Origin of the sequence: Capnocytophaga sp. oral taxon 380 str. F0488 (assembly GCF_000318255.2) — a bacterium.
Lineage (GTDB): Bacteria > Bacteroidota > Bacteroidia > Flavobacteriales > Flavobacteriaceae > Capnocytophaga > Capnocytophaga ochracea.
On the sequence record NZ_KB291174.1, the window covers coordinates 50,088 to 69,578 of the forward strand.

Consider the following 19,491-nt stretch of genomic DNA (forward strand, 5'->3'; position numbering starts at 1 on the left):
GTGGCTAACACTGCCCGCCGTGCTACAATCTACGGGCTTAAATAAGAAAAAAGCTCCTCTTATAGGAGCTTTTTCTGAAAGAAATTTCAAACACAAATACAATGTAAAATCTAACTAACTAATATGTGAATTCTATTGTTTTTACTTCTTTACCGTTTTCCTTTACAGTAGCTTTAAGTGGGTATTCAGTTTTAAAGTAACTGTAAGCGGTTTCTTGCTCGTAACTGCGTCCTGTTGCATCAGAGTCCTTCACTGTTTTTTTGGTAATGTTGTTTCTAGCGTATTGTTCATTTAAGAACACTTCGGGGTGAGTAGCTCTATAAGACAAATGCAAAAACCAAGGATTGGTTCTACCATCATACTGGTAGGTTGTTACCGAAGTCTTATTACCTGCCGTGTGAGTGTGTTCTCTTACCGTTTCGTTGTAGTTCAACACATAAGTATCTGTAGCAGTAGTAGTAGCGGTACTCTTCACTCCACTCGTTTCAGTGTATTCGCTTGTTACAGCCTTTATCTCATTGAGTACTTCACGGTTGTAGACTACCACTGTATACTTAGTTACATTAGCCGATAACTTTTCACTTTTAGTATGTTTTTTTAACCTGCCACCATCATACTCATACTCATCTACGGTTGGCAAACTCTCTTTGCCTACCACAGTAGTTGTTTTCTTAAGCAAGCGTCCTCTTTCACTGCTATACTTGTCATACACAACTTCCTCTTTTTTCACATTGCCTTCTGTGTAAACCGTTTTGATAGGAAAAGTCCCGTCATACGAAGTCTCATACACTTTTTCCACAGTTCTACCGGTGCCATCTGTCACTTTTATTGTGTGTTTACGTACCAATCCTAATACATTTTGTACATACTCAAAAAGATTTTCAGTAGTTTGTGTTTGGGTACCTTGTGCAGGTAGGGTCGTCTCCACTATCTTATCTGCAAAATAGATAGGATCTGAAGGTGGTAAATCGTCGCCTTTATCACAAGCTGTGAATAAGCCAACTGCCGAAAGTAATAAAATAACTCTTTTCATTGTATATAATTATTTTGAAGATTATCTATGTTTGTAATGCTCGTACTCTCTAAAATCCGTGCGAGTCTTTCCAAGCCAAAGACTTATATGCTAATTTTAATGTGTGTGCCGTGTTACACTCCTTATAAAATAACTTTTGTGCTAAAACACTGCAAGACACGCTTATTTACATCATATTTATACTAATTCTACTATCAAAAATCTTGCCATAAAGCTCTTTTTCTCCTAAAAATAACCTCTTTTTAACATTTATTCGATATACCCCAAGCCTTCTCTCATCGTTTTTTAGTAATTCCTGCAATTTCTACCTCTTTTTACCTTTTACTCACTTTCCCAACTGTGAGCCCTCGCTGACTTTACCTTTCCTTTTACGCCTGTGCGACTCGCACCTTTTACCTACTCATACGGCTCACTCTGCCCGTCGTGCTACAATCGTCCGTGTGACTCGCTCTGCCCGTCGGCTAGAATCGCCCGTGTGGCTCAAACCTGCCTGTGCGGCTCGCACCTGAGAATAGGCGTCTTCACCCCTTCTCCAAAGCAAATATCCCCCGTAAATACAACCGCTTCGTCCCATAACCCTTCGTCGATAAACTGCTGTAGCGTATAAGCCCCTCCTTCCACAATCACACTTTGTAAATTCATTTCATACAGTTTAGCACAAATTTGTTCCAAAGGTTTATGCTTAAAATCTATCGTGAAAAAATCAGTGTGTATCATCTCCGGAACAGACGTCTTTTCAGTGAAAAACAAAGTAGTTGTACGGTCGTTCCATACCGCAAATTCCTTCGGACTGCGTAACTTCGGGTCAATTATTATCCTCACAGGATTGCGCCCATACCAGCTACGGCTGTCCAACGAAGGATTATCCGCCAATACCGTTCCTACTCCCACCACTATACCTTGTTCCTCAGTGCGCATTTGGTGCGCTGTCTGGCGCGCATAAACGTCGCTAATCCAGTGCGGAGCAACCTCCTCTTTATGCAGGGGAGCGATAAACCCATCGCGCGTTTCAGCCCATTTTAGGATAATATAAGGGCGATGTTTTTCGTGAAAAGTAAAAAACCGCTTGTTCAGTTCCCTACATTCAGCCTCACACACCCCCACTGTCACCTCACACCCTGCATTGCGCAGTTTTTCAATCCCTTTGCCGTGCACTTTCGCAAAAGGGTCAGTAGTGCCAATCACCACACGTCCTATCTTGTGAGCAATGATAAGGTCAGCGCACGGAGGCGTTTTCCCAAAATGGCAACAGGGCTCTAAACTCACGTAAATCGTACTTTTCGGTAGCAGACTCTTATCCTTCACCGAGGCAATCGCCCGTACCTCAGCGTGTGCCTCACCCGCTTTCTGGTGCCACCCCTCCCCTATGATACGCCCTTCGTATACGATAACACTACCTACCATAGGGTTCGGATAGGTACTTCCTAAGCCATTATAAGCCAACTGAATGCACCTACGCATATACCACTCATCAACAGTTAATTCTGAGGTTGTCATAAGAAAAAAAATAACTTTTGGCGCAAAGATAATAAAATAACTCCTAAGTATAAAAACGACAAAATGTTTTATACAATTTTAACAATTCATAACCCATTGAAAATAAACAATCTATATACCCTTTCTATACCAATCGTCCAAGATTCACACCCTTTCTATACCAATCTTCCAAGATTCGTATAAGCTTCCTATAAGCTCCCTATAAGCTAAGACAGCACTTTTTCCGTAGTTTCCTTTCATATTAGTATTCTGACGATATTATGCCAATACCCTTCGAAATCTTCCGAAAGCTCCAATAGGTTACCCCTCTGGCATTATTTAGTTTTTTTGGCATTGTTGGCATTAATCAGTATTATTGGCATTTCTGGCATTTTTTGGCATTAAAAAATAATTTCGTACCTTTGCCTCCTCATTAACCATTAACCATTAACCATTAACCATTAACCACTAACCACTAATCATTAAAGCAATATGCACCATTATTTCTCTTCCGATTTTACACTCGGAATCCTTGGCGGAGGTCAGTTAGGCAAGATGCTCCTTACCGAAACCCGCAAGTTCGATATCACCACCAAGGTGCTCGACCCCTCCCCTGATGCTCCTTGTCGCATTGCCTGCAATACCTTTGTGCAAGGCAACCTTACCGACTTTAATACCGTGTATAACTTTGGTAAAGACGTAGAGGTACTCACCATTGAAATCGAAAACGTAAACGTAGAAGCCTTAGAGAAACTGCAAACCGAAGGGGTAAAAGTATATCCCAGCCCTCAAACTATCAAGAATATCCAAAATAAAGCCACTCAAAAACAGTTTTATGTCACTCACGGTATCCCTACCGCTCCTTTTCAAGTTTTTCAAAATACCGAAAGTCTGAAAAAGGCAATCAATGAACAACAGCTCACTTTACCTTTTGTGTGGAAGTCAGCACGCTTCGGGTACGACGGTAATGGCGTGAAAATTGTCCGCCAGCTCACCGACCTGAATCTTTTACCTAACGACCAGTGCATTGCCGAAAGCTTAGTGCCTTTCAAAAAGGAATTGGCAGTAATCGTAGCCCGTAATGCAAAGGGTCAGGTGCGCACCTACCCTGTGGTAGAAATGGAGTTCCACCCCGAAGCCAATCAGGTGGAGTATGTCCTCTGTCCTGCGCGCATTGAAGAGGCTGTCGCTCAAAAAGCACGTACTATTGCTATACAAGTAGCCCAAGCTTTTGAAGTAGTAGGACTCTTAGCCGTCGAGCTCTTTCAAACAAAAAACGATGAGATTTTGGTAAACGAAGTCGCTCCTCGCCCACATAACTCAGGGCATTACAGTATCGAGGCAGCTTATACCAATCAGTTTGAGCAACACCTGCGCGCTATCTTAAACCTGCCCTTAGGAAGTACTGAAAGTAAGGTCGCAGGCGTAATGGTGAACCTTGTAGGAGCAGAAGGCTATCAAGGAAAGGTAGTGTATGAAAACATCGAACAGATAATGGCAATGGAAGGTGTAACCCCCCATATCTACGGCAAAAAAGAAACACGCCCTTTTAGGAAAATGGGACACGTAACCATTGTAAACCCCAATATCAACAAAGCTCGCCAAATAGCCGAACAAGTAAAGAACACCATACGCGTAATCGCCTAACTTTTCTCTATTCACTCAATCTATGGGAAGCAAAAACAAACTGAAACGCTTTGAAGAAAATAAAACCTTTGCCAATGTAATCCAACCTTCACGCGAAGAGCTCCTTAACGGTGCTTTTGCCTATAAAGGTCGGTGGAATGAACTCTTTTTTAAGAACAATCACCCTATTGTCTTAGAATTGGGTTGTGGTAAAGGCGAATACTCAGTGGGCTTAGCCAAACGCTACCCTCAGAAGAATTTTATAGGTATCGATATCAAAGGAGCACGCTTTTGGCGAGGTGCTAAAACTGCTACTGACGAAAATATTACCAATGTAGCCTTCTTGCGCACCCAAATAGAACTCATCGAATGTTGTTTTGCCCCTCAGGAAGTAAGCGAAATATGGATTACCTTCCCCGACCCTCAAATCAAATACAAGCGCACCAAGCACCGCCTTACAAACGCCGATTTTCTAACGCGGTATCAGCATATCCTTGCACCTGAGGGTTATATCCACCTAAAAACCGATAGTGAGTTTATGCACGGCTATACGCTAGGATTGTTACACGGAGCAGGGCATAAAGTACTCTATGCCAATCACAACATCTATAACAGCGACGGTGTACCCGAAGAAGTAACCGAAATTAAAACTTTTTATGAGCAGTTCTATTTGGAGCAAAACAAACCTATTACCTACATTCGCTTTCAGATAAAAAAAGATAATAATTAACAATTATCAATTGTCAATTATCAATTGTCAATTATCAATTGTCAATTGTCAATTGAAAGAGTATCTGTGTAATTTGTGTGTAGTCTGTGAGTTGGCATAACAGAGTATGTGTTTAAAGGCAACTTGTTGCCTATTTGTTTGATTTTTTAAAGATTTATAAGATTTCTGTAGCGCAAGCTACATTTTTCTTACGTCGAACTCACGTTAACTAACATTGAAAACCCTAAAAAGTCTCTTTTGCATTCCACTTCCCCCTCAAGGAAGGCTATGAGCAGCTTACCTCTCTTTACGGGTTGTCTCCCTTTGGGGGAACGGGGGCTTATAGAAGAATAACCATTAATCATTGATTATATTATCCAATGAAAAAGAATATTATTTTAACGTATGTTTATCTCATCATTGCGATATCCTTCGCAATCATCTCTTGTAACAAAAACAGTAACACTGAAGAGATTCTACAAAAAGAAAATCCTAAAAAAGAGAACCCTAAAAAGGAAGAACCTAAAAAAGGAGACACTTCTTTATTAGCTTATTCCAAGCCTTTCTATCTCTTTACGGAAACTAAGGCTTATGAAATGACTAAGCAAGAAAAAGACCCTTACTTAAAGAAACTCTATTACCAAATAGCCGCTACTCCCACAGCTGAATGGTTCGAAGGCGTAAAAGCCTTCGACGATAGTACCTTAAAACGTCTCATCGAAGGCGCAAAGGCACAACAAAAAACACCTATCATCACACTCTACGGCATTCCTTATAGAGATTGTGGTTCGTATTCAACTGGAGGTCATAAAACGGCTGCTTCTTATAAGGCGTGGATAGATCGCACCAGTGCTATTATTGGCAAAACCCCTATAATAGTGATTGTAGAACCCGATGCCCATAACTTTTGTTTAAAGAAAGGCTGGAAATACAACGATGCAAAATACAAAGAACGCGCTGAACTCCTCTCTTATGTAGGAAAGACTTTTACTGATAACAACCCAAATGCGTTGCTGTATTTGCATATTGGCGGAACAGAACTCAAACAAGAAGAAGCTGCCCAAGCGGTAATAAATGGAGGTATTCGGTATATGCGTGGCTTTGTTACCAACGTCGCCGACCACAGAGGGACTCCTCGGGCTGAAAAGTGGAGCGAAGAGTTCGTACAAACGCTCCAAAAGAAAGGCTTGGGCACAAAATACTACGTGATAGACACCTCCCGCAATGGTATCGATAGTCCTAAACAAACCAATAAGGCTTATTATTACAGTTGTAACAATTTCAACGCCGCTTTAGGAGTACGCCCTACCACCAAAACCTTTGCTCCTCACGCCGACGCTTATTTGTGGATTAAACATCCTGGCTTATCCGATGGTACTTGTGCTAATGGCGATCCTAAGGCAGGCTCTTGGTATCCCGCAGTAGCAAAATCATTAGTGCAAAAAGCTATTGAAAAAGGAATTATAGAAGAGTGGAAAGTCCCTAACAACTTTTAAATTATCTTACTAAATAACTATGATGTTACATTCTCAAATTATAGGCGAAGGCACTCCCTTCATTATCCTGCACGGCTTTTTGGGTATGTCAGATAACTGGCGTACTTTGGGGCTCAAATATGCCGAAGCGGGCTTTCAAGTACATTTAGTAGACCAACGCAATCACGGTCGTAGTTTTCACAGCCCCGATTTCAGCTATCCTCTAATGGCACAAGATTTGCTTGCATATGCTGACGCTCACGGATTAAAAGTCTTTCACCTGATGGGGCATTCTATGGGAGGCAAAACAGCAATGCTTTTCGCTACCGAACACCCCGATAGAGTGCTTTCTCTCATCGTTGCTGATATGTCGCCTAAATTCTTTCCTGAGCATCACGGAGCTTGTTTACAAGGTTTAGCGTCCTTAAATTTCGATGTGATACATTCACGTGCCGAAGCCGATGAAGCGCTCTCGGCTTATGTAAGCGATATTGGAGTGCGACAGTTTCTACTGAAAAACCTTTATTGGGAAACCAAAGACCGATTAGGTTTGCGCCTGAATCTCCCTGCTTTAATTGAGAATGAAAGCGAGATAGGAGCTGAACTCCCTGATAGCAACGTGTTCGAGGGTAAAACACTCTTCTTAAAAGGAGAGTATTCTGAGTATGTAATGCCCGAAGACGAAGCCCTTATTCACACTCACTTTCCGCACGCTATTATCGATACAGTGAGCAAGGCAGGACACTGGTTACACGCTCAAAACCCTACTGAATTTTACAATAAAACCATACATTTTCTATGCGATACTTTATAAGCTTATTCATCTCCGCAACCCTTGTTTTTGTATTGGGCTACCTAAATATGGGGGCTCATATCGAGAACTTCTTCACAGCACTCGTGGTAGCCTTTGTGCTCTCACTTCTCAATGGTATTGTACGCCCTATATTAGAGTTCATTGCCTTTCCTATTACCTTTATGACTTTTGGGCTCTTTTTATTTATCATCAACACTGTAATTGTGCTCCTGGCAAGCAAATTAGTAGGTGGCTTTGTAGTACACGGCTTCTGGGGCGGACTGATGTTCAGCACTTGCCTTTCGTTAGCTCAGGCATTAGCTCTTGCTCCTCTTGGGAAAGTAAGAAACTAATTATTGCCAAAGTTGAAGTCACTCAAAAAACTTATCTTTCTTCAACTCTTAATTCTTAACCAAAATCCTCGTCTTTAAACCCTACCAAGTAGACCCTTTCTTTAGCACGAGTGATAGCCGTATAAAGCCATCGCAAGTAACCTTCATCTATGATATCATCAGGTAAGTAAGGTTTCTCCACAAACACGGCGTCCCATTGCCCCCCTTGACTCTTATGGCAAGTAATCGCATACGAAAACTTCACCTGCAAAGCATTGAAATAAGGGTTTTCTTTCACTTTCTGATATCTTTTATAAGCCGTAGGTTCATCAGCGTAATCAGCGAGTACTTCTTCATAAAGCTGATTGCTTTGAGCCGGTGATAAGGCAGGAGCTTCACTGTTTAAGGTGTCTAATAATATAACCGTATCAAACGGAGGTACTTCGGGATAATCAATAAGCTGAGCCGATACCTCAGCAAAGCGGAAACCATAGGCTTCTGTGAAGTCATAAAGCTGTAATACCTCTATAGTATCACCATTGGCAATAAAACTTACTTGCGAATTATCTTTACACCAAAAGTAATTATTCTTAACCACCATTAGCAAGTCTCCGGCAGCTATTTCGTCTTCAACGTCTAAAATCACCCTGCGTATTTGGTTGTTCCAAGCCACCGCGCGCTTGTTGGAGCGCACTATCACCGTAGTTTCTTCTGAACCATAATCGTCATACGCCTCACTGATAGCGTCTTGTATTTCAGCCCCGTCAGTAAGTCGTATTATATCAGGGTGATGATTTATCTTAAAAGCGAACTGTTTTTCAGCAAGCGAAGAGAAAATGTGTTTGCGCAAACGGGTAGCATTGCGCAATATCCCCGACTTCTGTCGCTGGCGTACCACCTCAGTAAGCGTAACCGTAAGTACTTCTTTTTGAAACTGATATTCTAAATAAGGAATATTCAGTGCAGGACTTTCGAGGGTATTAACAGGAGGCAATTGCGCAGTATCGCCTATAAGTAATAGTTTGCAGTTTTTCCCAGAATACACAAAGCGCATTAAGTCGTTTAATAATGAAGGGCGCTCAAAGAGTTGATAGTCGTTATCAGCAATCATCGAAGCCTCATCTACTATAAATAAAGTATTTTGGAGCTTATTGGCACGCAGTTTGAAGGATACATCAGTACCATCGGCTTTGGAGTAATAAATATATTTGTGAATAGTGAAAGCCTGCCTTTGGGTGAAATAGGTCATCACTTTGGCTGCTCTACCGGTAGGTGCTAATAACACCGATTGGTGGTTTATGAGCGGTAAAGTGCGGATAAGACAGTTGGTGATAGAAGTTTTTCCAGTTCCAGCAAAACCTTTTAGTAAAAAAAGTTTATCAGAAGCATCTGCTGAGAACAGATATTCTGTAATCTTTTGTAAAGCAATATCTTGCGAAGGAGTAGGCTCGTGCTTAAAGGCACTAATAAGGGCACTAAAAAAGGCTTTTTCATTCATAATAAAAACAGTTCTGAGAGCAAAATTATAAAAAAAAGTTAAAATAATTTTTTTGTTTCAAAAAAAGATTGTAGTTTTGCGCAATACCAGTCAAGAAAGTTATTATTAATTTATAGAATTAAAACGATGAAAAAAATTGTAACTATTGCATTTTGGGCATTAGGTTTAGTATTTTGCTACCTAATTTACAGGTCTATCACAGGCCCTATTGAGTTCAAAAAAATTAAGGAGGAACGCTACACCGAGGTAATTAAGAAACTAAAAGATATCCGTGCAGCGCAAGATGCTTATTTGAGACTCAACGGCAAATATGCCGATAATTTTGATGAGCTTACTAAGTTTATCGAAACTGCACAATTTACTATTACTTCACAACGCGACACAAGCTGGAATGCTTTCGATGAGACTTTTAAAATTACGGTAATGCGCCAAGGTGTAGTTATTGATACTTTGGGGCACGTATCAGTAAAAGATTCATTGTTTAAAAACGATAATCGTTATTTGCATTTGCGCGATTTACCTCCTATCAAAGGTAAAATTCCTGGTCAGTTTATAATGAAAACAGGAGAAATTACCGACAAAAACAATGTAAAATCTTCCGTTTTTGAAGCGTATGTGCCTAAGAGAGTGGTGCTACAAGGTCTTGATGAAGACTTAGTAGAAAAAGAAATTGCAAAAACATCGGTAGAAGATGTAAGAGGTCCTAATATTCAGGTAGGTTCACTCGAAGAGCTTACTGTAAACGGTAACTGGCCAACTTCTTATGACGCAAAAATTGCAAAGCAATAATCAGTTTAAAACGTACTTTAAGGAATTGTCCATTCAAATAAACTTGGATGGACTTTCTTTTTGTGTGTTTAACCCTGTACTCCTGTGTGTAGAGGCTATTTATAATTTTCCTATCAACTTCAGCTATAAGAGCAAAGAAGATATCGATAGGCAAATCTATTTTGTGATACAAAGTGAAGACGACCTCCGCCAAGATTTCGATACTATTAAGGTTTTACACAATACTCCTTCCTTTGCTTTTATCCCACAGTCTCTTTACGGCGGAAAAGACGAAATGCTGGAATACCTCAAATACAGTATAGATGTATCGGAGGCGGAGCCCTATACCGTGGAAATTGATAGAATCATATCTATTGAAACGGTGAATGCTTATTTGCCCAATACAATAGTAAATAATTCACTACTTTCTTATTACGGTAGGTTCGACTACCAACACTTTGCTACCTCACTACTACGTATGTTCCTCAAACACTACTCTTCGCACGCTTTCGAAGTGATGTATATCTATGCCGAAGTAGGCTCTTTTTACTTTGTAGTGTTTAGAGGTAAAAAACTGTATTACTTCAATAGGTTTAGTTATGAAACCATTGAAGACTTCTTGTATTACATTCTTTTCTCTATTGAACAATTGGACATCGATACTGAGCAAGTGCCTCTTTATATCACAGGGGAAGTAGAACCCACAGCACTGTTTTATAATAAGGTAAGGCGTTATGTGAGGTATATTTACCTCCTGAAATACCATAAGGAACATTTTGCTGCAGGAATGGACGAAGAGCTCATTCGTCGGAATTTTGTGCTCACCCAATCTTTTTAACCTATTGCTATGAAATTTTTGAATATATTGCGCAATACTTTTAAACTATACCAAAGTACTTTCGGAGTGCACCTTTTGGGCTCTCTTATTTTATTTACAGTAGTGTTTTTAGTTTACGCTTCTCTTATTACTACTATCTTCGGAATGCCTTTAGAGGATATCATTGCTCTGCAAAGCAACCCCGAAAAGCTCATCGCTTTAGTCAGTAGCCGGAGTTTTGTTATTAAATTTTGGTTCTTCTCGTTACTTGTAGATGGCATCATTACCCCTTTTACAGCAGGTATTTACAGGAACTTCGCAGCGGTAATTCAAGGGGAACGCGCTACTTTGGGCAACCTATTCACTTATTATCGCGCTCCTGAAACAAGTGCTATTTTAAGCCACGTTATTCTGCAAATGTGTCTTAAAACTTTTATATTAGTAGGCTTTTCTGCCGTAGGAATGTACTCGTTAGGACTTGCCTTTAACACTATCATCTCGTTAGTATTTGTGCTTACTATCCCGATTATTATTTTGGAAAGCAAACCTCTTTTCAAGGCTATGGGAGAGAGTTATAGAAGAATAATGCTCGCACCTTTCACTGCCCTTATCATTACCTTCTTGGGTTGTGTTTTTGTGTTAGCAGGCTTTCTTTCTTTTGGTATAGGCATTGTGATTACCTTCCCGATACTTTTTGCGAGCATTTTCAGTATATACCTTTCAATAAATAAAAGGTAAATAATAAATTTGTGCTATGATTTACGCTACTTATACAGATGAAATAAGAAAAAGACTGTTGAAAATTAATAAAACAAATATATGAAAAAAGTAATGCTTTTGGGGCTCTTAACAATGGGCTCTTTTACTCTGAACAGTTGCGATGAATTGCAACAAGTTATGGGCAACACTACCCAAGGCGGTAGCGGATTTAATGTAGCCAGCGGACTCAAACAAGCCCTTGAAATGGGGGTAAGTAGTGGGGTGGATTTGCTGAGCAAAGACGGTGGTTATTTTAAAGACCAAGCGGTGCGCATTCTCTTACCCGAAGAACTTCAGAAGGTAGATAAAACTTTGCGTTCGGTGGGGTTAGGTTCTTTGGCTGACCAAGGGCTAAAAGTACTAAACGAAGCAGCCGAAAATGCTGTAAGTCAGGCGAAGCCTATCTTTTTATCGGCGATACGAAATATGACCTTTACCGATGCGATGAACATCTTAAAAGGTGACAATACCGCAGCGACTACCTACCTAAAAAACAGTACTTATAGTTCTTTGGAGACTGCTTTTGCTCCCAAAGTGCAAGCCTCGCTTAGTGAAGTAGGTGCCGATAAGGTATGGGAAAACATTATCAACAAATATAACCAAATACCATTGGTAAAGCCCGTTGAACCGAACCTTACTAAATACGTTACCCAACAGGCTATCAATGGATTGTTTGTGAAGGTAGGCGATAAGGAGAAGGAAATACGCACGAACATAGCGGCGCGCACTACCCCTCTACTAAAATCGGTGTTTGCGATGCAGGATAATAAATAATAGCAAATCCCTTATAATAATCGCCGTGTGGTATGAATACCGCACGGCGATTTTGTATTCCTATATACGCCGAACCTATACCGAGCATATAGTGGCTTTACAGTGGCTCTACAGTGGCTCTACAGTGGGTCTACACTGAACAATAATAGGTATTAAACTGAATAGCAGACAAATACATTTGCTACTTCATTTAATTATTTATAGCTTTGCGCCACTAATCGACAAATTGACATATTGGTTAATTGATAAATTATGCTTATCTTTGCACTTCACATAAAAAGCATTAGTCGTTTGTACTAATGACTAAAAACTAACATCTAATATCTTACATTATGAGTTTTTTGAAAAAACTTTTCAATTTACATCAGGGTGAAGAGAAAAAGGAAAAAGTAATTGAAGATATCCTTAGCAATATCTCTTTTCGTGGCGCTAATCTATGGATTTTGGCTTGTGCTATCCTGATTGCTTCTATTGGGTTAAACGTGAATTCTACTGCTGTAATTATCGGGGCGATGCTTATTTCTCCTTTGATGGGACCTATCGTAGGGGCAGGATTTGCATTGGCTACTTATGATTTCGACCTGTTGAAGAAAACTGGCAAGAGTTTGCTCATCGCTACTGTGGTGAGTCTTATAGTATCGTTTATCTACTTCTATATCAGTCCGTTTAAAGATGTACAGTCAGAGCTTTTGGCACGTACTTCGCCTACCATTTATGATGTGCTTATCGCCTTTGTAGGTGGGTTGGTAGGAGCTATCTCCCTCACCCGAGAAGACAGAGGGAACCCTATCCCAGGGGTGGCAATTGCTACTGCTTTGATGCCACCGCTTTGTACAGCTGGATTTGGCTTGGCTACGGGCAATATTAGTTTTTTTTTAGGAGCTTTCTATCTATATAGCATCAACTGTTTCTTCATTGGGATTGCTACTTTCCTCATCATCAAATACCTGAAATACACTCCTAAAAACACGGGTAACGAAGCGCTCAACAAGCGTTTGCGCGTTGTTATCACCACATTGGTTATCCTTATTGTTACCCCTAGTTTGTATTTGGCATATAGCCTTTTGAAAGAGAAGGAATTCCACGAGAATGTAGCTCATTATATCACTGCCGAGTTTGAAAACAGCGGTTATACCATTATTTACAAGAAAATACACTACAATGCCTCGCCTAAAACCATTGAATTGGCTTTTTTAGACAAGAAATTTACCGATGAAGAAGTAAAAACACTACAAAGCAACCTCAAAAACTTCAAATTACATAATACCGAACTCATCATTAGGCAAAAAGAGTCGGATATTGACAAAGAGATGCTATCGGAAATCAACAAAAACAAGGCGTCGCTCTCTAATAAAGACATAAAGATAAATCAGCTAAAAGAAGAGTTGGCGCAATACAAATATACCGACCCTACTTTTGCTAAAGAAATAAAAGTATTGTTCCCTAATATTGAGAGTTTTTATTTTGGAAAACTGACAGATTTTTCGGGAAAAGGCAACTCTTCTCTCACTACGGTGATGCTCTACACGCCTAAAAATGAAACTGTAAAAGGCAAAGAGGTCGCCAAAGAAGTGGATCGCCAAAAATTGCAACAATGGCTCGCTGAGAAGTTTGGCGATAAGAAAGTGATTTGCAGATTAGCAGATTAGGGAATTAGAAAATTAGCATATTAGAAAATGAGAAAATGAAATCCCCGTGGTGTGAGCTGTACGGACTGTTAAATTAACGTGAGTCCGACGTAAGAAAGGTGTAGCTTACGCTACAGAAATCTTATAAATCTTTAAAAAATCAAACAAATAGGTAGCAAGCTACCTAAAAATCTCGCACAGATCTTACGGATAGTCTTTCAATTGATAATTGACAAATGTGATGCGCACGGATTAGTAGCTTTGTTACTGGATTTATACAGATTGTAATACAAACATAGGCGTGACTTTGGTAGTTTTAAAAACTTTTAGATGGCTTTTGGTAAAGCAGTGACTAACTAATTTCTTTAACGCAATAGACTGGGATAAAGTAATGATGCTTTATAGCCAACACTAAATAAGTAGTATAAATTATAACAACATTCGCTGCAATGCCAGAGGCATTGCAGCGAATGTTTATTTATAAGATAGTTTAGCTAAATATTAAAGATTTAAGTTATTGATACTTTCATTTTGAGGAATTGCGAACGTAAGACGTGGATTATCATAACTAAAACTTTTGTTCTTTAGTTCTAAGTGGTTGCCCCCTCTGTTTACCGTTTTGTGGTTACGTTTTAAGGCGAGGTAACTTTTCCCTTCACCCCATAGCTCAATACGAGTATTGAGATAGATGTCGTCTTGTAACTGAGTATTAGTAAGTCCATCAACATAAGCAATATCGGTAGCAGCAGTAGCTTCAGGATAACGTTGCATTAAAAGTTTCTTATAAATAGTTTTGGCTTGGGCATCTTGCCCTAACTTAGCCAAGGCTTCTGCTGCCAATAAATAAAACTCATCTACACGCATATACACGTAGTCGGTAGTGATATTTCTTTGTCCACCTAACACTCTATCGGGTGCAAAAAACTTGTTTGAAGGAACTAATTCGGCTCCCGCAAGAGGAGTGTCAAATTGTTTTTTGCGAATGTCGTTAGTGCGTATTTGGGCATAGAGTTTATCATCAATAGCCTTAGGGTCACCTGCCCAAGCATAACTATAGGTATAAACGTCCATCATACCCCACCAAGAGTTTAACGTAAAATCATTATCAATAATCAGGTCGGCACCCCACATCCAGCTGTCGGTATTTACATCATTAAAACCACCGCCTTTTCGGGTAGTAGCATCGTATACAGTTTGCTCGCGAGAGGTAAGTGGAAAGCCACTATTATTAATGATATCTTGTGCTAACTCGGCTACTTTTTGGTTTTCGCCCATAGCCGCATAGGTATAGGCAAGCAAGCCTTTGGCGACGTTTCTATTAATCATTCCTTTGTTGGCACGAGTAAAGCCATTTAAGTTATCTATGGCAAATTTCAAATCGCTTATGATTTGGGCATATACTTCTGATTGTTTTACACGTGGCTTGCTAGCTATATCGGCTTCTGTATATAGTGGAATAGAGTTCTTACTTGATTCGGGTTCATACTTGGTAGTGAATATTTGCATCAAGTAAAAGTAAGCATAACCACGTAAGGCGTGAAACTGTGCTAAGACGTACTTCTCACTATCGTTTTTAGGGCTTGCCAATTCGGCTATTGATTTATTAGTTTCGTATATCATACGATAATAATAGCGCCAAGGAATATAGTTATAGTCATTGCTTGGACGTTCGGTAGCGGTTAAATTAGCTATTGTTTGGTAACGTCTGTAATTTGCTGCTAACAAAGCCATATCTCCACAGAGCATATCTGTACAGATATCTACTTGTTTTTGTCCAAAATCTACTTGATCCTCAGTTCCTCCTGTACCCCATTTGTAGGTCATTAGGTATAAGCCATTAAGACGAACATCGGCAGGAGCTGTAGACACTACTCGTGTAGGAGTGGTATCAAGAAAATCTTTTTGGCAACCAATAAATATTGCTATTGTTGCTAATAATATACTATAAGTTAAATATCTTTTCATAGTGTTTTTCATTTAAAAAGTTGCTTTTACTCCTAAAGTAAAAGTAGATAGAGGGGAATAAGTATATCTATCAGAATTACCTGATTCGCTAGTAGTAGGGTTGAATCCTTTACGAGCAGTTTTTAACCATAAGTTATCGCCACTTAGGGTAAAGGTCAGTCCTTCAAATCCTATGGTTTGACATACTTTTTTATCTAAGCTATAAGCTAAGGTAACGTTGTTCAGTGCTAAGTAATCAGCTTTGACTAAGAAACGTGAAGATCGGCTATTCACATCGGTATCGCTACTGATATTATTGCCATATCCTGATGATAATCTTGGAACATCGGTAATGTCGCCAGGTTGTTTCCAGTGATTTTCTATATCGGTATGCCAATTATTACCACCTACTTTTTCATTACCCATTAGGTCAGCATACACTGCATCGTAAGCGTAACCTCCTAAGCTGTATAAGAGTTGTGCACTGATAGAAAAGCCCTTATATCCGACATTTAAGTTAAAAGCACCGCGTATATCGGGGATAGCTGATTTACCTATGTATTTTTGTGTAGCTTTACTGTACACTTCGGTTATTCCTTCCTTAATGTTGGCATTAGGATATTGTACTTGGTATTCGCGCAATGAGGATATCTCTTCGTCTCCGCTATCGAACACATTGTTGTTATTGTTATCCGCATAGTGCATTGTCCATTGGGCAGCTCCTGTTTGAGGATTTACGCCACGATATTCACGTGTATAAAAATCAAAGAGAGAGTGGTCTTTACTTCTACCAAAAACGCTTCTTATATCAAGAATTTTTTCATCTTTTATTGATTTATCGTAAGGCATTTGGATGAGTTTGTTAGTAAGCATTTCTCCATTTACGCCTACATCTACTTTCCAATCGTTAGTATTAACTAAATGGGTTTGTAGATTAAACTCGAATCCAGTATTAATTAATTTACCGTCGTTTACTTTCCAGATTCCATTACCGGTAGAAGGAGCCAAGCGACTATCAAAAATCAAATTACTGGTAGCTTTACGATAGTAATCTACTTGTAACTCAATAGCTCTTGATTTTAAGAAGGTAAACTCAGCTCCTACTTGAAATATTCTCGCTTTTTCCCAAGTAAGATCAGGGTAGCCTATTCTGTTAAACGTAGCCGAAGGTAGCCCCATAAAGTTACCTAAATCGTATACATCATAACCTGGATAGTATGAAACGTTATCTCCTTCTGAATCAACTGATTGGTCGCCTACCGTACCATAGCTAGTTTTGAGTTTGAAATAAGGTAGCCATTGTTTATCTTTCAAAAAGTTTTCTTTACTTACTACCCATCCTAAACCTGCTGAAGCAAAAGTCCCCCATTTGTTGTTTAAGAAACGGGAAGAACCATCACGGCGCACAGTACCTGAGAACAAGTATTTACCTTGATAATCGTAGAGTAACTGACTGAAATAACTTTCCATACGGTAGCCATAAATATACGAAGTTAAACTTCCTACTTTAATAGCGTTTTCGAATTCAGTACCTTTAGGGTCTACTAAACCGTTCTTATCTCCTTCCAAAGTGTAATAATCGTACACGGTACTTTCGTGAGCTACAAAAGCTTGTAGATTATGGTCTCCAAATTGGCGAGTATAACGCAACATTTGTAAAAAAGTGTAGTTTAGTAGGTCATATCTAGCTTTATAAAGATAACCTTTTTGTGAGGCTGAACTACCATAATAAGGATTGGTATAGTTGTTATATGCATTATTGTAATACTGTCCTCCTAAGCGAGTTTCAAAGCTCAATCCTTTTACTATATCGGCACGTAAGAAAATATTTCCAATGACATCATTACGCGTTCTGTTTCTTTTATCGTAAGTAGCTTGAGCTACGGCATTAGTAAGGGAACCAAAACCACGCCCTCTACCAAAATCGTATTGATAGCCACCGTAATAATTATCTTTCACTTTGTTACCTTTAGCATCACGCAAAAATAGCGGATAAATAGGAGGAATATTATCAGTAAACCAAAACAAGCTATTAGAGCTTTCTGCCTGACCATTTGCTTTGGTTTCAGTATGTACATAGCTTAAATTAAACTCACCTTTCAGCCAGTTTTTGGGCTGATAGCTTAGGTTAAGACGACCGGTATAGCGTTCAAAACCGGTATTAATAGCATAGCCTTCGTCTTTAAGGTAGCCTATACCAGTGTAATAAGTAGTTTTACTACTACCCCCACTCATACTTATGTTGTACTCTTTACGTATAGCTGTTTGGAAGGCGTAGTCGCTCCAATCTTCAGGGTCGTACTTACGAGTCACACCATCGTTTATCTTACCTGTAGCGGGGTTGATAAGATTTGTTCCGGCTACATTCCACATATTATATTTGGGGGTAATCCCTAAATTACTAAATATATTTTTATTAGCATAATCTACTGCACTAGTATAACCCTCGTTGGCAAAAGCTGTAGCGTCTTCAGCTTGCAATAAAGCTCCACTTTGGCGCAAAGCCTCCCAACTGAGTTCGGCATAGCGTTCAGGACTTTTAATCATATCGTAACGAGGTAACAAGCGCATATTGAAGCCTACTTTTGATTCTATTTGTATACGTGATATATCGGAACGCCCTTTTTTGGTTGTAATGAGCACTACCCCATTGGCACCACGAGAACCATATACTGAGGTAGAGGTAGCATCTTTCAATATTACTAAATTCTCGATATCATCAGGATTGATAGAAGACACCGCTCCTTCATAAGGTACTCCATCTACTACATAGAGAGGATCACGACTACTATTTACTGAACCAAACCCACGTATACGAATAGTAGCCCCAGTACCAGGTTGTCCCGAAGTATTGATTACACGAACCCCTGCTACTTCTCCCGCAATAGCTTTTGATACGTTTGATACACTTTTCCTTTTAAGAGCTTCTTTATCAACAGTAGCAGCAGTACCTACATATTGGTCTTTCTTTACGGATACGTAGCCTACTACTTCTACCTCGTCAATCACTTGGGCTTCTTCTTGCATTACTACATCAATGCGACCTGAAGTGCCTACTTTGCGATTTTGGGTTTTCATTCCTAAGAATGAGAACTCCAAGGTCTTACCTGGAGCAACCTTGATGCTATAACGACCATTAAAGTCGGTTTGAACACCGTGTTGTTCTCCTTTTACTATTACAGCTACGCCCATCATTTCAGTTCCACTAGCATCGCGTACTGTTCCTGTCACTTCTCGTTCCTGCGCCCACGAGAAGCCTTGCACTATTAGTATTAAAAATAGTGCGAAAGATACTTTGTTTAATCTCATCTTCTATAACATTATTTTATAAACTGGTGCAAAGGTAGAAAAGTTTTCTGTTAAGTTCCAAATTTATCCTTAACAAATTTACTCATTTTGTTTGTAAAAAATAGATGAGAAAAAAATCATAAAAACGCGATTTCTTTGCGTTTTTTGCAATAAAATAGCCATTTCTTTGATGAAAACGCAAAGAAATGCCCTCTATACACTGTTTTTATGCAAAATTATTTCGGTAGAAAAACACTATTTTTGTTACAAAATAACTAATAGAATGTTACAAATATCACAATGAGGAAATAAGGAAATGAGAGAATGAGAGAATGAGAAAATGAGAGAATGAGAAAATGAGAAAATGAGGAAATTTGGAAATTAGAGAATGAGAAAATGGGGGAATGGGGAGGTAACTTTTTGGAACATCAACTTTGCCAAAATTTCAAACTTTGGCAAAGTGCGTACCGCAAAAGCGATGTGTTAGGGTTGTTAGGAGTGCTCGAAAGAGAACGGAGAGATTCGGAAGAAGGTTAAGAGGGATTTTGATGAAAAAAGGGTATTAGATGGG

The 19,491-nt window shown here is 39.4% G+C and carries 15 protein-coding genes; 10 read left to right on the top strand and 5 right to left on the bottom strand.

Annotated features, from left to right (window positions below; genetic code table 11):
- Positions 1–118: 118 nt before the first annotated feature.
- Together HMPREF9078_RS01470 and ribD are read right to left on the bottom strand one after the other, a co-directional pair.
- Positions 119–1,033 carry a hypothetical protein gene (locus tag HMPREF9078_RS01470; RefSeq protein ID WP_009418944.1) on the bottom strand — a complete coding sequence of 305 codons (915 nt, stop codon included), beginning with the start codon at positions 1,031–1,033 and terminating at the stop codon, positions 119–121.
- A 480-nt stretch (positions 1,034–1,513) separates the two neighbouring features.
- On the bottom strand, positions 1,514–2,530 hold the full coding sequence (ribD, locus tag HMPREF9078_RS01475) for a bifunctional diaminohydroxyphosphoribosylaminopyrimidine deaminase/5-amino-6-(5-phosphoribosylamino)uracil reductase RibD (RefSeq protein WP_009418946.1): 1,017 nt from the start codon (positions 2,528–2,530) through the stop codon (positions 1,514–1,516).
- Between the two features lie 471 nt (positions 2,531–3,001).
- On the opposite strand from ribD, the gene HMPREF9078_RS01480 reads away from it, so the two are divergent.
- The 5 genes from HMPREF9078_RS01480 to HMPREF9078_RS01500 all read left to right on the top strand — a co-directional run bounded on the left by HMPREF9078_RS01480 (position 3,002) and on the right by HMPREF9078_RS01500 (position 7,465).
- A complete protein-coding gene (locus tag HMPREF9078_RS01480) occupies positions 3,002–4,156 on the top strand; it encodes a 5-(carboxyamino)imidazole ribonucleotide synthase (protein ID WP_009418947.1) in 1,155 nt (384 codons plus the stop codon).
- Positions 4,157–4,178: 22 nt separating this feature from the next.
- A complete protein-coding gene (gene trmB / locus HMPREF9078_RS01485; RefSeq protein WP_009418948.1) occupies positions 4,179–4,865 on the top strand; it encodes a tRNA (guanosine(46)-N7)-methyltransferase TrmB in 687 nt (228 codons plus the stop codon).
- 359 nt (positions 4,866–5,224) lie between these two features.
- Entirely contained in the window at positions 5,225–6,340 is a 1,116-nt protein-coding gene (locus tag HMPREF9078_RS01490) for a glycoside hydrolase family 6 protein (RefSeq protein WP_009418949.1), read from the top strand.
- Positions 6,341–6,362: 22 nt separating this feature from the next.
- A complete protein-coding gene (locus HMPREF9078_RS01495; protein ID WP_083477070.1) occupies positions 6,363–7,133 on the top strand; it encodes an alpha/beta fold hydrolase in 771 nt (256 codons plus the stop codon).
- The gene (locus HMPREF9078_RS01500; RefSeq protein WP_009418951.1) at positions 7,118–7,465 is read left to right on the top strand and encodes a phage holin family protein; all 348 of its coding nucleotides are present in this window, start codon (positions 7,118–7,120) and stop codon (positions 7,463–7,465) included. The genes HMPREF9078_RS01495 and HMPREF9078_RS01500 overlap by 16 nt, the downstream gene beginning before the upstream one ends.
- 55 nt (positions 7,466–7,520) lie before the next feature.
- Here HMPREF9078_RS01500 and HMPREF9078_RS01505 read toward each other — a convergent pair whose 3' ends face one another.
- A complete protein-coding gene (locus HMPREF9078_RS01505; protein ID WP_009418952.1) occupies positions 7,521–8,942 on the bottom strand; it encodes an ATP-dependent RecD-like DNA helicase in 1,422 nt (473 codons plus the stop codon).
- A gap of 126 nt (positions 8,943–9,068) precedes the next feature.
- Here HMPREF9078_RS01505 and HMPREF9078_RS01510 point away from each other — a divergent pair, with 126 nt between their 5' ends.
- From HMPREF9078_RS01510 to HMPREF9078_RS01530, 5 genes are all read left to right on the top strand, one after another.
- On the top strand, positions 9,069–9,731 hold the full coding sequence (locus HMPREF9078_RS01510; protein WP_009418953.1) for a hypothetical protein: 663 nt from the start codon (positions 9,069–9,071) through the stop codon (positions 9,729–9,731).
- Positions 9,706–10,548 (top strand): DUF3822 family protein, encoded by an 843-nt coding sequence (locus HMPREF9078_RS01515; RefSeq protein WP_009410305.1) that lies wholly within the window; start codon positions 9,706–9,708, stop codon positions 10,546–10,548. The genes HMPREF9078_RS01510 and HMPREF9078_RS01515 overlap by 26 nt, the downstream gene beginning before the upstream one ends.
- Positions 10,549–10,557: 9 nt before the next feature.
- A complete protein-coding gene (locus HMPREF9078_RS01520) occupies positions 10,558–11,265 on the top strand; it encodes a hypothetical protein (protein WP_009418954.1) in 708 nt (235 codons plus the stop codon).
- A gap of 81 nt (positions 11,266–11,346) precedes the next feature.
- On the top strand, positions 11,347–12,060 hold the full coding sequence (locus tag HMPREF9078_RS01525; RefSeq protein ID WP_002673868.1) for a DUF4197 domain-containing protein: 714 nt from the start codon (positions 11,347–11,349) through the stop codon (positions 12,058–12,060).
- A gap of 332 nt (positions 12,061–12,392) precedes the next feature.
- Complete coding sequence (locus HMPREF9078_RS01530; protein ID WP_009418955.1) at positions 12,393–13,709, top strand: DUF389 domain-containing protein; 1,317 nt, start codon at positions 12,393–12,395, stop codon at positions 13,707–13,709.
- Between the two features lie 480 nt (positions 13,710–14,189).
- Here the strand turns inward: HMPREF9078_RS01530 and HMPREF9078_RS01535 are convergent, their stop codons facing one another.
- Together HMPREF9078_RS01535 and HMPREF9078_RS01540 are read right to left on the bottom strand one after the other, a co-directional pair.
- On the bottom strand, positions 14,190–15,653 hold the full coding sequence (locus HMPREF9078_RS01535; protein ID WP_034542518.1) for a RagB/SusD family nutrient uptake outer membrane protein: 1,464 nt from the start codon (positions 15,651–15,653) through the stop codon (positions 14,190–14,192).
- A 12-nt stretch (positions 15,654–15,665) separates the two neighbouring features.
- Complete coding sequence (locus HMPREF9078_RS01540) at positions 15,666–18,941, bottom strand: SusC/RagA family TonB-linked outer membrane protein (RefSeq protein ID WP_009418957.1); 3,276 nt, start codon at positions 18,939–18,941, stop codon at positions 15,666–15,668.
- Positions 18,942–19,491: the final 550 nt, after the last annotated feature.

Bases quoted from the DNA above. Each gene is read 5' to 3' on its own strand.
- HMPREF9078_RS01535 (WP_034542518.1), bottom strand. From the start codon at position 15,653: ATGAAAAGATATTTAACTTATAGTATATTATTAGCAACAATAGCAATA.
- ribD (WP_009418946.1), bottom strand. From the start codon at position 2,530: ATGACAACCTCAGAATTAACTGTTGATGAGTGGTATATGCGTAGGTGC.
- HMPREF9078_RS01470 (WP_009418944.1), bottom strand. From the start codon at position 1,033: ATGAAAAGAGTTATTTTATTACTTTCGGCAGTTGGCTTATTCACAGCT.
- HMPREF9078_RS01495 (WP_083477070.1), top strand. From the start codon at position 6,363: ATGTTACATTCTCAAATTATAGGCGAAGGCACTCCCTTCATTATCCTG.
- HMPREF9078_RS01515 (WP_009410305.1), top strand. From the start codon at position 9,706: ATGACGCAAAAATTGCAAAGCAATAATCAGTTTAAAACGTACTTTAAG.
- HMPREF9078_RS01540 (WP_009418957.1), bottom strand. From the start codon at position 18,941: ATGAGATTAAACAAAGTATCTTTCGCACTATTTTTAATACTAATAGTG.
- HMPREF9078_RS01530 (WP_009418955.1), top strand. From the start codon at position 12,393: ATGAGTTTTTTGAAAAAACTTTTCAATTTACATCAGGGTGAAGAGAAA.
- HMPREF9078_RS01520 (WP_009418954.1), top strand. From the start codon at position 10,558: ATGAAATTTTTGAATATATTGCGCAATACTTTTAAACTATACCAAAGT.
- HMPREF9078_RS01525 (WP_002673868.1), top strand. From the start codon at position 11,347: ATGAAAAAAGTAATGCTTTTGGGGCTCTTAACAATGGGCTCTTTTACT.
- trmB (WP_009418948.1), top strand. From the start codon at position 4,179: ATGGGAAGCAAAAACAAACTGAAACGCTTTGAAGAAAATAAAACCTTT.
- HMPREF9078_RS01490 (WP_009418949.1), top strand. From the start codon at position 5,225: ATGAAAAAGAATATTATTTTAACGTATGTTTATCTCATCATTGCGATA.
- HMPREF9078_RS01500 (WP_009418951.1), top strand. From the start codon at position 7,118: ATGCGATACTTTATAAGCTTATTCATCTCCGCAACCCTTGTTTTTGTA.
- HMPREF9078_RS01505 (WP_009418952.1), bottom strand. From the start codon at position 8,942: ATGAATGAAAAAGCCTTTTTTAGTGCCCTTATTAGTGCCTTTAAGCAC.
- HMPREF9078_RS01480 (WP_009418947.1), top strand. From the start codon at position 3,002: ATGCACCATTATTTCTCTTCCGATTTTACACTCGGAATCCTTGGCGGA.
- HMPREF9078_RS01510 (WP_009418953.1), top strand. From the start codon at position 9,069: ATGAAAAAAATTGTAACTATTGCATTTTGGGCATTAGGTTTAGTATTT.